Below are 17,400 nucleotides of genomic sequence, written 5' to 3'. Positions count from 1 at the left end.
TGTGGCGCGTGCCGTGAGAGCCAGGTGAACATCAGCGTGGATGCCCAGATCACCCTCCGAGTCGATGGCGAGGCCCGGTCGCTGACCGTGGACACCAGGACGACGTTGTTGGACGCCCTCCGCGAACGGCTGGCGGTGACGTCGCCGAAGAAGGGCTGTGACCACGGCCAGTGTGGCGCGTGCACGGTCCTGCTGGACGGACGCAGGGCCCTCACCTGTCTCGCGCTGGCGGTCGCCCACGACGGCGCGGAGATCACCACCGCGGCGGGCCTCGCGGACGGTGGCGAGCTGCACGAGATGCAGCAGGCGTTCGTCGACCACGACGGGTTCCAGTGCGGGTACTGCACACCGGGCCAGATCTGTTCGGCGATCGGGATGCTGGACGAGGTGAAGGCAGGTCATCCGAGTCACGTCACGAAATACCTCAACGGCGGGCACATGGAGCTGGGCGACGAGGAGATCCGGGAAAGGATGAGCGGCAACCTGTGCCGGTGCGGTGCGTACGTCAACATCGTCGCCGCGATCCGGGAGGTGGCCGCGCAGTGAAGCCGTTCGACTACACGCGAGCGCTCGACGCTCCCACCGCCGTCGCGCTTGTGTCGGAACGCCCTGGGGCGGCGTACCTGGGCGCCGGTACGAACCTCGTCGACCATCTGAAACTCGGCGTCGCCACCCCGAATCTGCTCGTCGATGTGAGCGGGCTCCCCTTCGACCGGATCGTGCCGCGGGCGGACGGCGGTGTCCGGGTGGGCGCGGCGGTGTCCAACACTGACCTGGCCGTGGACCCGATCGTCCGGGCCGGCTATCCGATGCTGTCGCGGGCGCTGCTCGCCGGCGCATCTGCGCAGCTGCGCAACGTGGCGACCACCGGCGGGAACCTGTTGCAACGCACCCGGTGTGTCTACTTCCAGGACGTCACCACTGCGTGCAACAAGCGCGAGCCCGGTACGGGCTGTTCGGCGATCGACGGGTTCCACCGCGACCTCGCCATCCTCGGCGCGTCCGAGCATTGCGTGGCGACGCATCCGTCGGACATGGCCGTCGCTCTGGCGGCACTGGACGCGTCCGTGGTCGTCCTCGGTGTGGACGGCGAACGCAGCATCCCGATGACCGACTTCCACCGGCTGCCGGGTGACGAGCCGGAGCGGGACACGGTGCTCGCGCACGGCGATCTGATCACGGCCATCGACCTGCCGGACCTCCCGATGGCGGTCCGTTCGACCTACCGCAAGGTACGCGACCGGGCGTCGTACGCCTTCGCCCTGGTGTCCGTCGCGGCTGCTCTCGAAGTCACCGACGGCACGGTCTCCGACGCCCGGATCGCGCTGGGAGGGGTGGCGCACAAGCCGTGGCGTGCGACCCGTGCGGAACAGGCGCTGCGGGGCGCACCCGCTACCGAGGACAGCTTCCGGCAGGCGGCCGACGCCGAACTCGCCGCCGCGCGGCCGCTCCCCGGCAACGCGTTCAAGGTCCCGCTGGCGCGGAACACCATGGTCGCGGTGCTGCGGGACCTCGCGCGTGAGGACTGGGCATGAGCCGGCCCCGCGTCCCGTGGCGGTCGTTGCCCGACGGACCGGCGAAGGAGACACCGTGACCGACCTGCTCCGGCCGCGCGAGATGGGCCAGCCGCACACCCGGGCCGACGGCGTCGCCAAGGTGACGGGCACCGCGCCCTATGCGTACGAACAGAAGGTCGACAACCCGCTCTACCTCTATCCCGTCCAGGCGACGATCGCCCGCGGCCGGATCACCGGGATCGACACGGCGGCCGCCGAGGCCTGCGACGGGGTGGCCTTCGTCCTCACCCACGAGAACGCGGCACGGCTCGCCTCGAACGACGACCTGGAGTACTGGGTGCTCCAGTCGGGGGACGTCGCCTACCGCGGCCAGTTCATCGGCGCGGTCGTGGCGGAGAGTTTCGAGACCGCACGACACGCGGCGACCCTGGTCCGCGTGGACTACGCCGCCGAGCCGCACGACGTCGTCCTCCGCGCGGACCGCGACGACCTCTACGCGCCCGATCATGTGAACCCGTGGTACCCCACCGACAGCGCCCAGGGTGATGTCGAGGAGGCGTTCGCGGACGCGGCCGTCACGGTCGACCAGACCTACACCACGCCCACCGAGCACCACAACCCGATGGAGCCGCACACGACCGTCGCGGTGTGGGACGACGACGGGTTGACGATGTACGACTCGTCCCAGGGTGTGCACTGGGTCAAGGCGACGATGGTGCCGGTGTTCGGCCTCGACGCCGACACCCTGCGGGTCGTCTCGCCGTACGTCGGCGGCGGCTTCGGGTCCAAGGGCATGCCGCACGCCCACAACGTGCTCGCCGGGCTGGCCGCCCGCATGGCCGCCGGCCGACCGGTGAAGTTCACGCTGACCCGGCAGCAGATGTTCGGTCCGGCCGGGCACCGTACGCCGACCATCCAGCACATCCGGCTCGGTGCCGGCGCCGACGGCCGCCTCACCGCGATCGCCCACGAGGCGGTCGAGCAGACGGCAAGGTTCAAGGAGTTCGCGGAGCAGACGGCCGTCGCGACCCGGCTGATGTACGCGGCGCCGAACCGGCGGACCACGCACCGGCTGGCGCGCCTCGACGTTCCGGTGCCGACCTGGATGCGGGCACCCGGCGAGACGCCCGGCATGTTCGCGCTCGAGGTGGCGATGGACGAGCTCGCGGTCGCCTGCGGCCTCGACCCGATCGAGCTGCGGGTCCGCAACGAGCCCGAGCGCGACCCGGAGTCCGGGCTGCCCTGGTCCAGCCGTGGTCTGGTCGCCTGCCTGCGCGAGGGCGCCCGACGCTTCGGGTGGGAGTCGCGCGACCCCACACCGGGCGTACGCCTGCGCGACGGCTGGCTGGTCGGCACCGGCGTCGCCAGCTCCACCTACCCTGCCGGGCGCCTGCCCGGCTCGGCCGCCTCGATCCGTTCCGGCGGCGACGGGCGGTACGAGGTGTCGATCGGGGCCGCGGACATCGGTACCGGGACCTGGACGACCCTGGCGCAGATCGCCGCGGACGCTCTCGACGTACCCCTCTCCGCGATCGACCTGCGCATCGGTGACACGGCCCTGCCAGCCGCCTCGGTCGCGGGCGGATCCACCGGGATGGCGAGCTGGGGTTCGACGGTCGTCGCGGCGGCGCGGGCGTTCCGGGAACGGCACGGGGTGGACGCGCCCGCCGGGGCGGAGGTCACCGCCGGCATGCCGGACAATCCGCATGAGGAGAACTTCGCGATGCATGCGTTCGGGGCGCAGTTCGCGGAGGTCCGCGTCAACGCCGACACCGGCGAAGTCCGGGTGCCACGCATGCTCGGAGTCTTCGCCGCCGGCCGGATCATCAACCCCACCACCGCGAGGTCGCAGTTCATCGGCGGCATGACCATGGGCCTGTCCATGGCCCTGTTCGAAGAAGCCGTCGTAGACCCCCGCTTCGGCCACATCGTCAACCACGACTTCGCCAGCTACCACATCGCCGCCCACGCCGACATCGCCGACATCGACGCCACCTGGATCGACGAAGAGGACCCCTACGTCAACGTCCTGGGCTCCAAGGGCATCGGCGAGATCGGCATCGTCGGAGCGGCCGCCGCCATCGCCAACGCCACCCACCACGCCACCGGAACCCGGATCCGCGACCTGCCGATCACGCTCGACAAGCTGCTCAGGTGACGCGGCGTGCGCCACTCGGCGTTCAGTCCGTACGGATGAACTGGGCCATCTTCTGGCCTCGCCGGTGACTCCAGTCGCCGACGTAGACGAACGTCCAGGGGCCTACGCCGGCTACCCATTCCAAGTCCGCCTGGGTGTAGTGGAACGGGTCACGATGGGAATAGGTCCAGCCCTTCCGGTCCGGCCGGCGCTGCCGCTCGTCGAGCGGTAAGGCGTCAGCGGCCTCGAAGAACGTCGTGAAGTAGCTCGCGCCCGGCTTGGTCACCTTCGCCAGCTGGTGAAGACACAGCCGAAGGTGGTTCAGCGGCAGGTGGCTCCACACCGACACCGACAGCATGAAGTCGAAGGTGACGCCGAAGTCGTCGCAGGCGAACATGTCGGTCTGCCGCAGATTGGTCGCCGGCATCCGGTCGGTCAGTCCCGCCCTGGGGACCTCGTGTTCGATGCCTGCCTTGAGCAAACTCTGGTTGAGGTCGATGCCGTAGTAGTGCCCGGGTTCGAGGTAGCGGATGAAATGGAGACCGCCCCGCAGCGCGCCGCAACCGACGTCCAGCAACCGGTGATCGGGCCGCAACCCCTGGGAGACAAGGAAGTCGAACTGGAGCTTCCCGACCTCCTGCCAGTAGGCGCCGACGCGCTTGCGATGCAGGCCGGCCTCGATCTCGTCGTCGCTCAGCTGCTTCGCGTAGTTGTTGAACGACCTGACCCGGGACGCCGGCGAGCGGAGCTTCGGATACCACCGCCGGGGGTTGTTCTTGCCGGACCTGCTTTCCTTGTCCATCGGCGCGCCACCCAGATTGGCCGACTTGTCCCACTTGTTCCAGAGCATGGTTCTCCAACGGAGCCGAGTCCCGTGGCAGGCACGTCGTCACGACGTCGAACACGGCACCGTAGGCTCCGCCCCAGAGAGTGTCAATGTGGCGATGGGCTCCCCCTCACTGTCGTTCACTGTCGGCCGCACTGTGGTTCACAGTCGGCCCTACTGACGGCCCTCGTATCGAAGCGGTGCTCGGCTTGGTCCCGCGATCCTGAGCGTGATCACGAAAGTTCTGCTCCGGATGCGATCATCGACCGATGCGAGACCTGAGCGCGCTGCCCAAGGCCCACCTGCACCTTCACCTCGACGGCGCCCTGCGCCCGTCGACCTACCGCGAGCTCGCGGCAGCGGCCGGGCTTCCTGCTCCACTGCCGACGTCGTACGGCAGCTTCGCCGATTTCGGCGAGACGATCATGGCCGCGGCCCGGTCGATGCGCACCCGGGACGAGGTGGGTCGGGTCGTCCGGGAGATCGTCGAGGACGCCGCAGCGGCCGGCGCCCGCTGGGTCGAGGTGTCGATGTGGCCGGGGCTGTTCGGCGGCCGGATCGGTACGCACGACGAGGCGATCGCGGTGGTCGTCGAGGCGGGCCGGGCGGCCGCGGCGGCGGCAGGCACCGGATTCGGGCTGGTCGTCGCCGCCAATCGGGACCGGGGGCCCGCGGAAGCGGTCGAGGTGGCCCGGTTGGCGGCCACTCGCGCGGGCGGTGGCGTCGTGGGCTTCGGCCTGGACGGCGACGAGACCGCCGCGCCGCCGGCCGACTTCGTGGACGCGTTCGGCATCGCCCGGGCGGCCGGGCTGCTCGCGGTGCCGCACGCCGGTGAGCTGAGCGGGCCGTCGAGCATCCGCGACGCCCTCGACCTGCTCGGAGCGGACCGACTGATGCACGGCGTGCGCGCCGTGGAGGATCCCGCGCTCGTGTCCCGGCTCGCCGAGGGGCCGACCAGCCTCGACGTGTGCCCGACGAGCAACGTCATGCTCTCCGTCGTACTATCCCTGTCCGACCATCCGCTGCCCCGCCTGCTCGACGCGGGGGTGGCGTGCAGCGTGAACGCCGACGACCCGTTGCTGTTCGACACCGACCTGCTCAGAGAGTACGAACGGTGCCGCGACGGGCTGAAGCTCACCGACGACCAGCTCGCCGCCGTCGCGCGGACCTCCGTCCTCGCCTCCGCCGCGCCCGCGCAGGTCAAGGAACAGGCGTCCGCGGGTATCGACGCCTGGCTCGCCAGCTGACCGGCTCCGTGGAGTTCGCCAGCTGACGGCCTTGCGGGCCACGTCAGCGGACGCGCGTCTCCGCGCTACGCCAGCTGGGCGCGTCCCCGCGGGCTACGCAAGCTGCGCGCGGAGCCAGGCGAAGGCCGACTCCTGCATCGCCACGTCGAACTTGTGCGGCCCGTCGTAGAACTCGCCGACGTACGCCTCGGGCGCGCAAGCCTGCCGGTAGTGCTCCGCGATCGCCGCGTCGGCGGCCTTCATCCCGTCGAGGGTGAAGAGCTGGTCGTCCCGGTCGTACTGAACCAGCAGCGGAGCGGGCGCCCGGCTCGCCGCGAGGTCCGGCCAGTCGCACAGTCGGGCCAGGCCGGGCGGGAAGAACATCCACGTGTGGTTGTCGACCAGCCGGTCCAGCAAGGCGGCGTGCGTACTCATCATGCCGACGACCACGGCGGCGCCGATGTCGTCGCAGGTCGCCTGGAGCAGCGCCGAGCGGCATCCGCCGCCGGACAGGCCGACACACCCGACGCCCTCCCCGGCGACGTCTGGCCGGGACCGCAGATAGGCGACCGCCACCCGGTCTTCGTACGCCACGACACCGGCCAGCGTGGTCCCCAGGACGCTGCAGTACTTCGCCACCAGGTCCTCGTGCAGCCGGGCACTGCGTTCGTACGCCTCGTCCGGACCGTCACCCGCCGCGGCCGCCGACTGCGCGCCCAACAGGCGGATGCGTTCGGGCATCGTCTCCAACGGAAACCGCCGGCTACTCCAACAGAAGGCATCGGGCACGACGACGACGAAACCCCCGCGCGCCAGTGCGTTCGCGTACGCGCGCCCACCGTAGGCCTGGTCCCGCATCCGCGCGACCGTCTCCGCGACGGACTCGTCGGGACCGTCGGCGATCTTCTCCTTGCCGTACGCCTTGACGCCATCGTGACTGTGCAGCGCGACAACGCCGGGCAGCGGCCCGGTGGCGCCGGCCGGTCTGAGCACCCATGCCTGCGTCCGCGGGCCGTAGCCCACCGACCACGAGACCTCCTCGACGGCAACTCCGTCGCGGGACCAGGTGCGATCGGTGCGTACGTCGGTCGGGACCGCCGGCAGCGCACCGAAGCCGAGGACGTCGCCGATCGCGTTCCGGAGATCCGGGCCAGGCTTGACGGGCGGGCGCTCCCCCTGGTGCCGGGCGGCCGCGTGGACGAGATCGGTGTACGCGCCAAGGTGCTCCACGCGAAGACTCCTTCCGTACGACCGGTCAGGACAGTTCTGAGCGGCCGGTCAGGACAGCGGGCGGTAGAGGTCGGCCTGGAAGCGGTACGCATCGCCGCGGTAGGTCGTCCGGCTGGTCAGCACCGGCACCTCGGCCGCGTCGTAGGTGGTCTCCTGCCCGACGAGCACCGGACTGCCTTCGTCGATGTCGAGCAGGTGGGCGGCCTCGCGATCCGCCGCAGCGGCCTGCACGGCGTAGGAGCTGCGCGCCACGACCACACCGCACAGGTCGGCGAGCGCGTCGTAGAGCGAACGGTCCTCCAGGTCTGCGTCGACCAGCGCTTCGGCGCGGGTGGCGACCAGGACCGTGGTGTCGAGGCAGACGGGTACGGCGTCCATGCCGCGGACCCGCCGCACCTCGAGGACCCGGGACGACGGGGTGATCCGGAGACGTTCCGCCTCCTCGAACGTCGCCGGGCGTACCTCCTGGGCGAGGATGTGCGAGCTTGGCTCGAGTCCCCGGGCGCGCGCCATCTCGCTGAAGCTCTGCAGGATGCTGGGTGGCTCGCCGACGACCCGGCGCGCCACGAACCACCCGCGCTGGGACGCCCGCGTCAGCTGGCCTTCGGCGGCGAGGCGGCCGAGTGCCTGGCGCAATGTCGTACGACTGACACCGAGCCGCGCGGCGAGGTCCCGCTCGCCTGGGAGGCGGGAGCCCTCCGGATAGATGCCGCGGCGGAGGCCGTCGGCCAGTTCGGTGTAGGCGAGCTGCGCGGCTGGCCCCGGCACCTGTGCCATGTCGGAGTCCAGCGGGGCAGGCGGGTCGAGGGCCGGGTCGGGCATCGCGGCGCGCCCCGCGCCGGTCCCGGTCCCCACCTGGGTACTCACAGCGTGGACGGTACCAAGCCGGCGCCCGCTCACGTCCACGTCAGCATCCGTGCTCAGGTCTGGATGAACGCCGGCGGCGGCATGGACGCCCGCAGCCGGGCGATGACCTCCGCGGTCACCTCCACGCCGGCCTCGGCCAGCGCGTCGAGGGCGGCGCCCGCGACGGGCGGCAGGGTCGCGAGCCGTGGTCGGGCACTGGCGAAGCGTTCGGGCAGGGCGGCCAACACGGCGGCCCGCACCGGTGACCCGTCGGCATCGATCACCGAGCCGGCGAGGACGACCGGCACCTCCTCGCTCGCGACGTCGAAACCGACTCTCGCCGCCGTCACCCGTGCATAGTCGGCCAGGTGCTCCCCGTGTTCGCGCAGGATCCGCAGGGCCTCAGCGTCGCCGTCCGCCGCCGCCCCCGCCATCTCCCGGGCGGCGGTGTGCCACGGCCGCGACGGCCGGCCGCCCCGGCGGGTGAACTGGTGCAGCATCTCCTCGGCGTCGGCGTACCCGAAATGGGCCAACAGCCGCTTCGTCAGCGCCGTCTTCGGCCCGAGACCCAGCTCAGCCCGGTAGACCGCCCGCAGCGCGCCGGCCACCAGTCCCGACGCACCGTGGGCGTCCTGGATCCAGAAGCTCATGCTCCACTCGGCACCGGCCGGCCCACGTCCCGCCACCGCCGAGCCGGTGCCGCCGATCACCGCCACGCCGTTCCCGCTCGGTTCGCCGCAGCGGATCGCCGCGAACCCGTCGTTCGAGATCGAACACCGGTCGTACGCCCGCAACGCCGCGACGTCCGGCAACTCCGCCGCGAGCGCGTCGACCCAGAACGCATGGTCCTCCGGCCAGTCGACGCCGGCCAACCGGAATGCCGCGCCACCGATGCCGTCCGGTTGCGCGCCTGCCAAGGCCTCCTTGACGGCGGCGATCACGGCCTCGACCGCGGCGCGCTCGGAGGACGCGCCGTAGATGTCGCCGTTGCCGGACCGCCCGTTGCCCACGACCTCCCCGGCCGCGGTGCAGAGCAGGGCCACGGTCTTGCTGTTGCCGGCGTCGACGCCGAGGTAGAGGGGGGTCATCAGGCCAGCACCTTAGACGAACGGCGGGGGGTGTCTGGTGGGATCACGGTGGGGCAACCGCGCTCTCCCTAGGCCTGCAGCCGGGCCGGCAGGTGGGCGGCGTGGGCGGCGGCCATCTCGGCGTACAGCTCCTCGGCGACGGGCAGCGTCGGCACCAACGGATGGGCGGCCAGCGCACGGACCCCGTCTGCCGCGGACCCCTCCCAACCGGCCTTCGCCGCGAGCACCTGGTGCTCGGCCAGCGCCTGCACGAGCCCGCGCACGGCATGCGGCAGCGGCTTCTGCGGCAGCGGCGTGAACCCGCTCGCGTCCACCTTCGTCGACACCTCGACCACCACGTCGTCGTCGAATCCGGGCAGCGCCCAACCGGTGTTCGGCAGGTTGACCGGCAGCACCTCGCCGGTGTCGTTGTAGAAGGCGTTCATCGCGTCGATCGCGAGCTCCAACTCGTGAATACCACCGCGTGACCGCCGCGGGTCGAGCACCGGCGCGTCGGACTTCGCCTGCTCGGTGTAGTGCGCCCAGTAGCCCGGGACCTCGGCCATGATGTCCTCCGCCCGGGTGGTCGCCTTGCCGCGCAGGTGCCGCAGAACCTCGTCACGGAAGTAGTAGTTGAGGAAGTAGTACGACGGAACCGACTCCATCGCCAGCGCGAGCCGGATCAGCTGGTGGGACCCCTCCGACATGCTCGGGTCGTCGCGGCGCCCGTCGTACGCCTCGCGCAGGACGGCGATGAAGTCCTGCCCGTCGTAGGTGTGGGTGGTGCTCCAACAGTTGTGGTTGATGCCGACCATCGTCGCCTGCAGCTTGTCGGGATCGAGACCGCCGGCCTCCGCGACCCCGCGCGGGAAGATGATCGGCCCCTCGCACAGCGAGACGATCGGGATGTCGGTGTAGCTCGTCATCGCCTGCGCCACGATGTTGACCGGGTTGGTGTAGTTGAAGATCCGGGCGTTCGGCGCGACCGCCGCGAGATCGTCCGCCACCGCCTGCATGACCGCGATCGAACGCAGGGCCATGAAGAACCCGCCCGGACCCTGCGTCTCCTGGCCGATCACGCCGTGCTTGAGCGGGATGCGTTCGTCGAGGGCGCGGGCCTCGAAGCCACCGGGCCGGAAGCTGGACAACACGGCGTCGACGTCGCGCAACCCTTCCCTGCGGTTCGTCGTCGCGGTGATCGTGAGGTCGAGGCCGGCATGCTTCGCCATGCGTACGGCCAGTTCCTTGATCAGGGCGAGGCGTTCGGCATCGAGGTCGATGAGCACGACCTCGGATCCGTCGAACTCCGCGCCGTGATGGACGAACGACGCCATCGTGCCGGCCGCACGCGTCGAACCTCCGCCGAGGTAGGCGAGCTTGATCCGGGCCATGACTTCTCCTTCGCCTGCGTACGGAACGATCTTCGAAAGCGGTGGACTGTCTTCGAAAGCGGTGGACTGTCTTCGAAAGCGGTGGACTGTCTTCGAAAGCGGTGGACTGGGGGCGGATTCTGCGGCCAGAGGCTGGTCAGAACCTCGTGGCGTGTGGTGGACCGGACTGGGCGGCCTTGTCGACGTACAGCGCAGGCTTCTGGCACTCGGTGATCACGGTGGCCGGCCAGTCGGGGTCGTACCGATCGGCGGTGGTGAGCCTCGCGGCGGCCTCGGACTTGTCGGTGCCGTGGACGAGCATGACGGCACTCTTCGAATGGCGCCGGATCGTGTCGATGCCCACCGTGACGCCGTGTTCGGGGACCCGGTCGAGCGAGCGGAGGTGCGGGAACGTCACGAGGTTGTCCCGGCGCGTGCTGTCCGCGAGGGTGACGACCCGGCTGACCGAGCCGGCTGGCGTACCCGGCGGGTTGAACGCCACGTGCCCGTCCGTCGCACCGGTGGCGAGGATGAAGAGGTCGATCCCGCCGACGGCCGCGAGCTTCTGGTCGTAGTCCTCCGGGTCGGCGGGATCGGGCATCCACAGCTGGTCGGCGGGGATGGCCCGGCCGGGACCGGCGGCGGTCGAGAGCGGTTCGGCGATGACCTCGCGGCCGAACCGGCGACAGCTGTGCGGCAGGTCGTCCGGGACGTGGGCGAAGCCGGCGCGCTGCGTCGATGCGGGCTCGACGTAGTCGTCCATCATCGCGATCACGAGCCCGGACACGTCAAGCTGGCGCTGGCGGACCAGGCCGGCGAGTGCGGTGTAGGTCGTCATCGGGCTCCTCCCGCCGGGGCAGCCGAGGACGTAACGCCGACCGGCCCTCGTCGCCGCCTCGAGCCCGTCGGCGATCCTGACCGCCAGCGTCTCGCCGAGTGCGGACGGGTCGGCGAACACGGTGGGATGTACGCGCACGCGGGTGGGCTCCTTCGTCGTGTTCACCGTCGCCGGCTGGACCACCTGGACCTTGTAGACGTTATCTGGTCTAACTGGTACGCCTCAAGAGGAGTTTTCGACATCCGGACCGCCCACCGAGGCTCGATGCGTGCGCGACAATGAAGGAGTGCGGCTCCTTCTGAACGTGATCTGGTTGATCTTCGGCGGCTTGTGGCTCGCCCTCGGCTACGCCGTGGCCGGGGTGGTCCTGTGCCTGCTGATCATCACGATCCCCTTCGGTGTCGCGTCGTTCCGGATGGCCAACTTCGCGTTCTGGCCGTTCGGGCGGCGCCTGGTCGACCGACGCGACGCGGGCGCGCCGTCCCTGCTGGGCAACGTGATCTGGGTCGTTCTCGCCGGGTGGTGGCTCGCGCTCGCCCACATCGTTACCGGCATCGCACAGTGCCTCACGATCATCGGGATCCCGCTCGGACTGGCCAACTTCAAACTGGTGCCGGTCTCGCTGTTCCCGCTGGGCAAGGAGATCGTCGACGCCGACGACCCGCTCGCCTTCGTCGCCCGCTGAGCTCCCGACTCCGGTGACTTCGAAGCCGACTGCTCTGAAGGTGCGACGCCGCCCGCCAGCTCCTTGCAAATGACCACGCTGAGCATGCCCCAACACCCCGGGCAGGGCATCGACGCCTCGGCGAGGAGCACTTGCCTGGCCGGCCAGGCAAGTAACCTGCACGGCCAGGGTTGTGAGCGGGAGCCTGTTCGACGACCAGGGTGATGAGCCAGATCGACCGGGACCGACCCGGGGCAACCAGGCAGACCGACCCTGGGCAACCTGGCAGACCGACCGGGCCGATCGACCGACCAACCAAACATGCCGCCCAACCAGACAGACCGCCCGAGGAAGCCGAGCGCAAAAGCCCACGCTAGCTAGGCCTGTGGACTTTGCCGAGGCGTCCATGCCTGGTCCAGGTAACACAGGCATGCTCAGCGTGGTCATTCGCGGCCCCGGGCGACCTACCGGATGAGCAAGGTGACGATCTGACGCTGGCCGTAGACCGTGAACCCCAGTCGCCGCAGGATCGGCGCCGACGTACCCACGTTGGCGTGGACGAGCGCCAGGGTCACGCCGCGCGCCACGGCGTCGCGCAGCCGCGCGGCAACCAGCGCGCGATAGGCACCGTTGCCCCGCAACGCCGGTAGGACGCCGGCACCCCACAGCCGGGCCACGGGACCGGCGAGGGTGTAGCCGCCACTTCCGGCAGGCTCATCGGCATGTCGGGCGAGGAAGAGTCCGGGCTCGTCGCCGAGATTGTCGTACTGCTTGTCGATCTCGGCGTCCGTCGGCTCGTCACCGCCCCAGACCATCGCGCCCACCCGCATGGCGGCGCCCGTGTCCTCGCGGGTGGCGACCGGCCCCGCGGTCACGCCCTCCGGCACCGGAATGGTCGGCAGGCCGGTGGTGAGGTCGTACGCACAGACGTCCAGCGTCACGGTCACCTCACCGCCCAGTGCCTGAAGGACGTCGAGCAGGTTCGCGGGCCGCGGGTCGGGGCCGACCCCCCACATCACCCGGTCGGCGCCGTGGCGGCGGGCCAGGTCGGCGACCTTCATGATCAGCCGGCGAGTGGCGTCCTCGGTGTCCGGCGTACTGTCGGCGCCGGCACCTTCGGGAGCGAGTTCCGCAGCCGTTCCGGTGCCCGCGCCCTGGCTGGCGGCAGGGTCGGGGTCAGCGGCAGGGTCAGCGGCAGGGTCGGGGTCGGGGTCGGCGCGGATGAGGGTCGCGGCTCCTGCATTGACATACAGGTGGATCTGGTCCGTCTCCACCTCCGTCGCGCCCGGCGGTATCCAGTGCCACTTCGCCGACTCGGCGAGAATCCGGTCCGCATCCCACGTCGTCACCCTCGACACCTCACCTCTCGTGCGCGCGGAATTGGCCTGGCCGGCCAGGGTCGTTCGACGATAGAACATCAGGATGCGACCGAAGTACGGAGAAGTGCTGCACTTTTCCGAGGATCCCGCGATCACGAGGTTCGTCCCCCACGTCGCGCCCACCTCCAGCCAGGAGGAGGCGTACGTATGGGCGGTCGACGCCGGGCGCGCACAGGACTACTGGTTCCCTCGCGACTGCCCGCGGGCGATGGCATGGGTCGGTCCGAACACGACGGCGGCGGACCGTGACCGGATCATCGGGGCGGGATGCGGGGCCCGGGTGCACGCGATCGAGTACGGCTGGCTCGAGCGAATTCAGAGCGTCGCGTTGTACGCCTACCGCCTGCCCGCCGCACCGTTCGCCCCCATTGGCGGGGCGGAGCCACACGCGGTCGTCGCCACGGAGCCGGTCGAGCCGCTGGGCCCGCCGGAGCCGGTGCGGGATCTCCTGTCCCTCCACCAGGCGGCCGGGATCCAGCTCCGGCTGCTCGACAACCTCTGGGAGTTCTGGGACGAGGTGATCGCCAGCACCCTGAGCTTCAGCGGCATCCGGCTGCGCAACGCCAAACCACGGCGCGGATCAGCCGAGACCTCCCCCGCCGCCGAGACCCCTCCTGCCGCCGACGCCTCCGCCACCTCCGAGGCCTTCCCCACGTAGGCGCCAACTGCCCGACTTGCCGAGCTTTGGGTCGGCTGTGAAGTGCATGGTCCTGTCCCGGCGGTAGCGTGGACAGCGGGATCACTGTGGCGACCACTCGTCCACGTCGTCGCGCGATTGCCGCCGTCACTGCAAAAGGGGGGACGCCAGATGTTCAAGGACGCCAGGGCATTCAGCGGGTTTGCGGTCAACGACATCCCGGCCGCCAAGAAGTTCTACGGCGACACGCTCGGGCTGGACGTGTCCGAGGAGCACGGGATGCTCACATTGCACATCGCGGGTGGAGCCGAGATCTTCGTCTATCCGAAACGCGACCACACGCCGGCGACGTTCACAATCCTCAACTTCCCGGTCGACGACATCGACGTCGCCGTCGACGAACTCAGGCGGCGTGGCGTCGAGTTCGAACGGTACGAGCGAATCAAGACCGACGAGAAGGGCGTCATGCGCGGCCACGGGCCGGATATCGCATGGTTCAAGGACCCGGCCGGCAACGTCCTGTCCGTTCTCCAGGAGAAGTGACGCCGACGCAATCCGCGAGTTTTATCCCTGGGCCATGTCGACAAAACGTTGGTAGTGACCCTGAAATGCGACGGTGAGGTTGGCTGTCGGCCCGTTACGGTGTTTGGCGACGATGAAGTCCGCCTCACCCGGCCGCGACGACTCCCTTTCGTACGCATCCTCGCGATGCAGGAGAATCACCATGTCGGCATCCTGCTCGATGCTGTTATGGACGGCAATTCCTTCGGCGACGAAGTTGTGCGTGCCCAACACCGTCGCGTCATAGACATCCTGCTCGCCCAGCGATTCGACGGAGGTCACCGAATCCCAATAGACGTCATTGGTCGCCAATGTCTCCAGGTCAGCACTGTCGAGGACGCTAGCGATCCGGCCCAGCCGGCTTCGACTCGGTGCATGCTTCCAGAGCGTTGATCCGCAGAACTGTGTTCCCATGGCTGCGGCGAACTGCCGGTGAGTCAGTTGCTTCTCGGTGAGAACTGCCCGAACGCGTTCCCATACCTCGCGAGGCACGGTGTCGAGATTGGGATTGCCTGTCACCGCCCGGAGGCCTGGAAGTATCTCCTCCGCCACGAGACCTCGGGCCCCATGCACTCTCACGTCCTCGAGGAACCGGACCTGGTTCTCCGCTCCGACGACGTGCACATGGTACGAGTCCCGATATCCCGACTTCTTCACCGCCTTCACCCGAGTGAACACGTTGAACCGCAGCAGGAGACGGGCAACGTCGTCGGCCAGGCGCCGACTCGTCGAGGCGTAGTAGACACGTACGTTCCCTCGGCGGTCCCGGTGGACGCAGCCGTCGGTGGCCCAGAGGTGCCGGAGGAAGAGCGCGACCTGCGTCTTCGGGAGGGAGAACACGCCGGCAGGGATGAACTTCTCGTGCGACCGCAGCCCGAAGAGCCCCAACTCGTCCAACCAGGCGGCAATCGGATTGCGGCGCCCGTGCGTGAGCCGGTACGGCGCCGGAAGCCGGAGCGTCGTCACCCGCGCGGCCGGGTAGTCGTCCCGGACGGCCGTAATCCCGAAGCGGCGCGCTGCCGCCTCCGTGACGGCCGTGAGGTTGGCCTCGTCGATGCTCGCGTAGCGGATCGGTTGCCGGCGTACGAACGAACCGTCCCCCAGCAGGTGCGCCAGCATCACCACCTCGTCGGGATCCCACGACTCGATGCCCAATGGTGGTGGAACATGGCGGGCGACCCCGATCCGAGTGCCCTCCGAAAGCTCCCCGAGCGGTCGCCATCCGTCGTAGGTGAGGAACGGATGGTTGGCGGTGGCGGTGATCTCCCTTCCGGACGCCAGACGCAGCCGGAACACCTCCTTGACGCCGCTGGGGAAGACGTGCGTCATGGTGCGCGGCACCAACTTGAGGCGGTCGTCGAGGGACCACACCGGCACGTCCCGCGCACCCGAGGCCAGTAGCTCACCGAGTGAGACCTCCGCACCGGTGTCGGCGCGCAACAGCCGTGTGTCGGCGGTCAGGCATCCGGACTCGCGAAGGTCGGAGAGCATGGGGCGCTTGTCGGTGCGCTGCTCTGGACCACGGTTGAGCTGGGCGACGGCGACGACCGGGACCTCGAGCTCCTTCGCGAGTAGCTTGAGGTTACGCGAGAACTCCGACACCTCGACCTGCCGGCTCTCCACCCGTTTGCCCGACGTCATGAGCTGCAGGTAGTCGATGATGACGAGCTTTAGATCGTGTCGCTGCCGTAGGCGTCGGCACTTGGCGCGGATCTCCATGAGCGTCATGTTGGGCGAGTCGTCGATGAACAACGGTGCGCCGGACACTTCGCCCATCTTGCGGGCGAGACGTGCCCAGTCGTCGTCGCTCATCGAGCCCTGCCGCATGTGCTGCAGGGGAACCCGTGCCTCGGCCGACAACAGACGCATGGTGATCTCTGTCCGGCTCATCTCCAGCGAGAAGATCACCGACGCGAGATCGTTCTGGATCGACGCCGACCGCGCAAGGTTGAGAGCGAGGATACTTTTGCCCACGCCAGGTCTTGCAGCCACCACTATCAGCTGACCGGGGTGGAGGCCGTTGGTGAGGCTGTCCATGTCGGCGAAGCCGGTCGGCACCCCGATCATCTGCCCGCCGCGGGAGCCGATCGCCTCGATCTCGTCGAGGGTCGCCTCCATGATCTCGCTGAGCGGGCGGTAGTCCTCGCTGCCGCGCTTGTCGGTGACGCCGTAGACCTCGGCCTGGGCGCGGTCGACCACGTCGTCGACGTCACCGTCGCCGGCATAGCCGAGCTGGGTGACCTTGGTGCCGGCCTCCACCAGCCTCCGCAGGATCGCCTTCTCCCGCACGATCGCGGCGTAGTAGCCGGCGTTGGCGGCGGAGGGTACGGAGGCGATCAGGGTGTGGAGGTAGGGCGCTCCGCCGATCCGGCCGAGCTCGCCGCTGCGCTGAAGCTCCGCCGACACCGTCACCGCGTCGGCCGGCTCACCCCGGCCGTACAGATCGAGGATCGCTTCGTAGACCGTCTCGTGCGCCGGCTTGTAGAAGTCCGTGCCCCGGACCGCTTCGATCACGTCGGCGATCGCGTCCTTCGACAGGAGCATGCTGCCGAGAACGCACTGCTCCGCGGTGACATCCTGCGGCGGGATGCGGTCCGGCATGCCACCAGGCGCGGCCGATCGCGGTCCAGGTAGCTCACTCACGCTCACAGCAGGTGTAGTCCTTCCCCCAGGCTCGGTGTGCACCGACGAACTCCACACGAAGCGGACGTCGCGACCCTGTCACGCCCCCGAGGTGGTGGGCGACCAGCTTCCACCGGCATGCGAGATCTGTCCTATCGCAAGGCACCGACAACTGCCGGCGGAGCTCGAATCGGGGGTGTGAGCAGGGCGAACGCCGCTGTGCGACGTGGAGCACGACAGTACGCGGGAACACCGCCCACCACGAAGCTCGTCGTCCACAGCAGCTGTGGACGACTCCCGTGGAATGGTGCAGAACCTGGGGATTCGCTGTGCACAGCCTGGGGACTTCCCTGTGGATGGCGGCCGGTTGCGGTGTCGATCAGCCGGATCGCCTGCGCATTCGACGTCCCCACGCTGTGGATAGAAACTATGTGGTGGGCAATTTCCGCGCGCCGCCGTCGCCGCTCGGATGCCCGTCCA

The 17,400-nt window shown here is 69.6% G+C and carries 15 protein-coding genes; 7 read left to right on the top strand and 8 right to left on the bottom strand.

Annotation, left to right across the window (positions count from 1 at the left end; translation table 11 throughout):
• The first annotated feature begins 24 nt into the window (after positions 1 to 24).
• The 3 genes from ABNF93_RS23920 to ABNF93_RS23910 are packed head-to-tail and all read left to right on the top strand — an operon-like array spanning position 25 to position 3,675.
• Positions 25 to 546, top strand: coding sequence for a 2Fe-2S iron-sulfur cluster-binding protein (locus tag ABNF93_RS23920; protein WP_349330397.1), 522 nt, complete (start codon positions 25 to 27; stop codon positions 544 to 546).
• Positions 543 to 1,535 carry an FAD binding domain-containing protein gene (locus ABNF93_RS23915; protein WP_349330396.1) on the top strand — a complete coding sequence of 331 codons (993 nt, stop codon included), beginning with the start codon at positions 543 to 545 and terminating at the stop codon, positions 1,533 to 1,535. The genes ABNF93_RS23920 and ABNF93_RS23915 overlap by 4 nt, the downstream gene beginning before the upstream one ends.
• Before the next feature lie 55 nt (positions 1,536 to 1,590).
• A complete protein-coding gene (locus tag ABNF93_RS23910; RefSeq protein ID WP_349330395.1) occupies positions 1,591 to 3,675 on the top strand; it encodes a molybdopterin cofactor-binding domain-containing protein in 2,085 nt (694 codons plus the stop codon).
• 22 nt (positions 3,676 to 3,697) lie between these two features.
• Here ABNF93_RS23910 and ABNF93_RS23905 read toward each other — a convergent pair whose 3' ends face one another.
• On the bottom strand, positions 3,698 to 4,504 hold the full coding sequence (locus ABNF93_RS23905; protein WP_349330394.1) for a class I SAM-dependent methyltransferase: 807 nt from the start codon (positions 4,502 to 4,504) through the stop codon (positions 3,698 to 3,700).
• 245 nt (positions 4,505 to 4,749) lie between these two features.
• On the opposite strand from ABNF93_RS23905, the gene add reads away from it, so the two are divergent.
• Complete coding sequence (gene add, locus ABNF93_RS23900) at positions 4,750 to 5,727, top strand: adenosine deaminase (RefSeq protein ID WP_349330393.1); 978 nt, start codon at positions 4,750 to 4,752, stop codon at positions 5,725 to 5,727.
• Positions 5,728 to 5,820: 93 nt separating this feature from the next.
• On the opposite strand, the gene ABNF93_RS23895 is transcribed toward add, so the two are convergent.
• The 5 genes from ABNF93_RS23895 to ABNF93_RS23875 form a co-directional block, all read right to left on the bottom strand.
• Complete coding sequence (locus ABNF93_RS23895) at positions 5,821 to 6,936, bottom strand: dienelactone hydrolase family protein (RefSeq protein ID WP_349330392.1); 1,116 nt, start codon at positions 6,934 to 6,936, stop codon at positions 5,821 to 5,823.
• 48 nt (positions 6,937 to 6,984) lie between these two features.
• On the bottom strand, positions 6,985 to 7,803 hold the full coding sequence (locus ABNF93_RS23890; protein ID WP_349330391.1) for a GntR family transcriptional regulator: 819 nt from the start codon (positions 7,801 to 7,803) through the stop codon (positions 6,985 to 6,987).
• A gap of 53 nt (positions 7,804 to 7,856) precedes the next feature.
• Complete coding sequence (locus ABNF93_RS23885; RefSeq protein ID WP_349330390.1) at positions 7,857 to 8,870, bottom strand: N-acetylglucosamine kinase; 1,014 nt, start codon at positions 8,868 to 8,870, stop codon at positions 7,857 to 7,859.
• 68 nt (positions 8,871 to 8,938) lie between these two features.
• The gene (locus tag ABNF93_RS23880) at positions 8,939 to 10,240 is read right to left on the bottom strand and encodes a family 4 glycosyl hydrolase (protein WP_349330389.1); all 1,302 of its coding nucleotides are present in this window, start codon (positions 10,238 to 10,240) and stop codon (positions 8,939 to 8,941) included.
• A gap of 136 nt (positions 10,241 to 10,376) precedes the next feature.
• Positions 10,377 to 11,195, bottom strand: coding sequence for a 6-phosphogluconolactonase (locus ABNF93_RS23875; protein ID WP_349330388.1), 819 nt, complete (start codon positions 11,193 to 11,195; stop codon positions 10,377 to 10,379).
• A gap of 148 nt (positions 11,196 to 11,343) precedes the next feature.
• Between ABNF93_RS23875 and ABNF93_RS23870 the strand changes: the two genes are divergently transcribed.
• Positions 11,344 to 11,742, top strand: coding sequence for a YccF domain-containing protein (locus ABNF93_RS23870; protein ID WP_349330387.1), 399 nt, complete (start codon positions 11,344 to 11,346; stop codon positions 11,740 to 11,742).
• A gap of 443 nt (positions 11,743 to 12,185) precedes the next feature.
• Here ABNF93_RS23870 and ABNF93_RS23865 read toward each other — a convergent pair whose 3' ends face one another.
• Positions 12,186 to 13,070 carry a GNAT family N-acetyltransferase gene (locus ABNF93_RS23865; protein ID WP_349330386.1) on the bottom strand — a complete coding sequence of 295 codons (885 nt, stop codon included), beginning with the start codon at positions 13,068 to 13,070 and terminating at the stop codon, positions 12,186 to 12,188.
• 73 nt (positions 13,071 to 13,143) lie between these two features.
• Between ABNF93_RS23865 and ABNF93_RS23860 the strand changes: the two genes are divergently transcribed.
• A complete protein-coding gene (locus tag ABNF93_RS23860; RefSeq protein WP_349330385.1) occupies positions 13,144 to 13,758 on the top strand; it encodes a DUF6886 family protein in 615 nt (204 codons plus the stop codon).
• 150 nt (positions 13,759 to 13,908) lie between these two features.
• The gene (locus tag ABNF93_RS23855) at positions 13,909 to 14,280 is read left to right on the top strand and encodes a VOC family protein (RefSeq protein WP_349330384.1); all 372 of its coding nucleotides are present in this window, start codon (positions 13,909 to 13,911) and stop codon (positions 14,278 to 14,280) included.
• Between the two features lie 21 nt (positions 14,281 to 14,301).
• Here the strand turns inward: ABNF93_RS23855 and ABNF93_RS23850 are convergent, their stop codons facing one another.
• A complete protein-coding gene (locus ABNF93_RS23850) occupies positions 14,302 to 16,899 on the bottom strand; it encodes a replicative DNA helicase (RefSeq protein ID WP_502877622.1) in 2,598 nt (865 codons plus the stop codon).
• Positions 16,900 to 17,400 lie beyond the last annotated feature (501 nt).

Source organism: Actinopolymorpha sp. B9G3 (genome assembly GCF_040120725.1).
In the GTDB taxonomy this organism is placed as follows: domain Bacteria; phylum Actinomycetota; class Actinomycetes; order Propionibacteriales; family Actinopolymorphaceae; genus Thermasporomyces.
The sequence above is the reverse complement of the archived record's forward strand: the minus strand, read 5'-3'. Positions and strand labels throughout refer to the sequence as shown.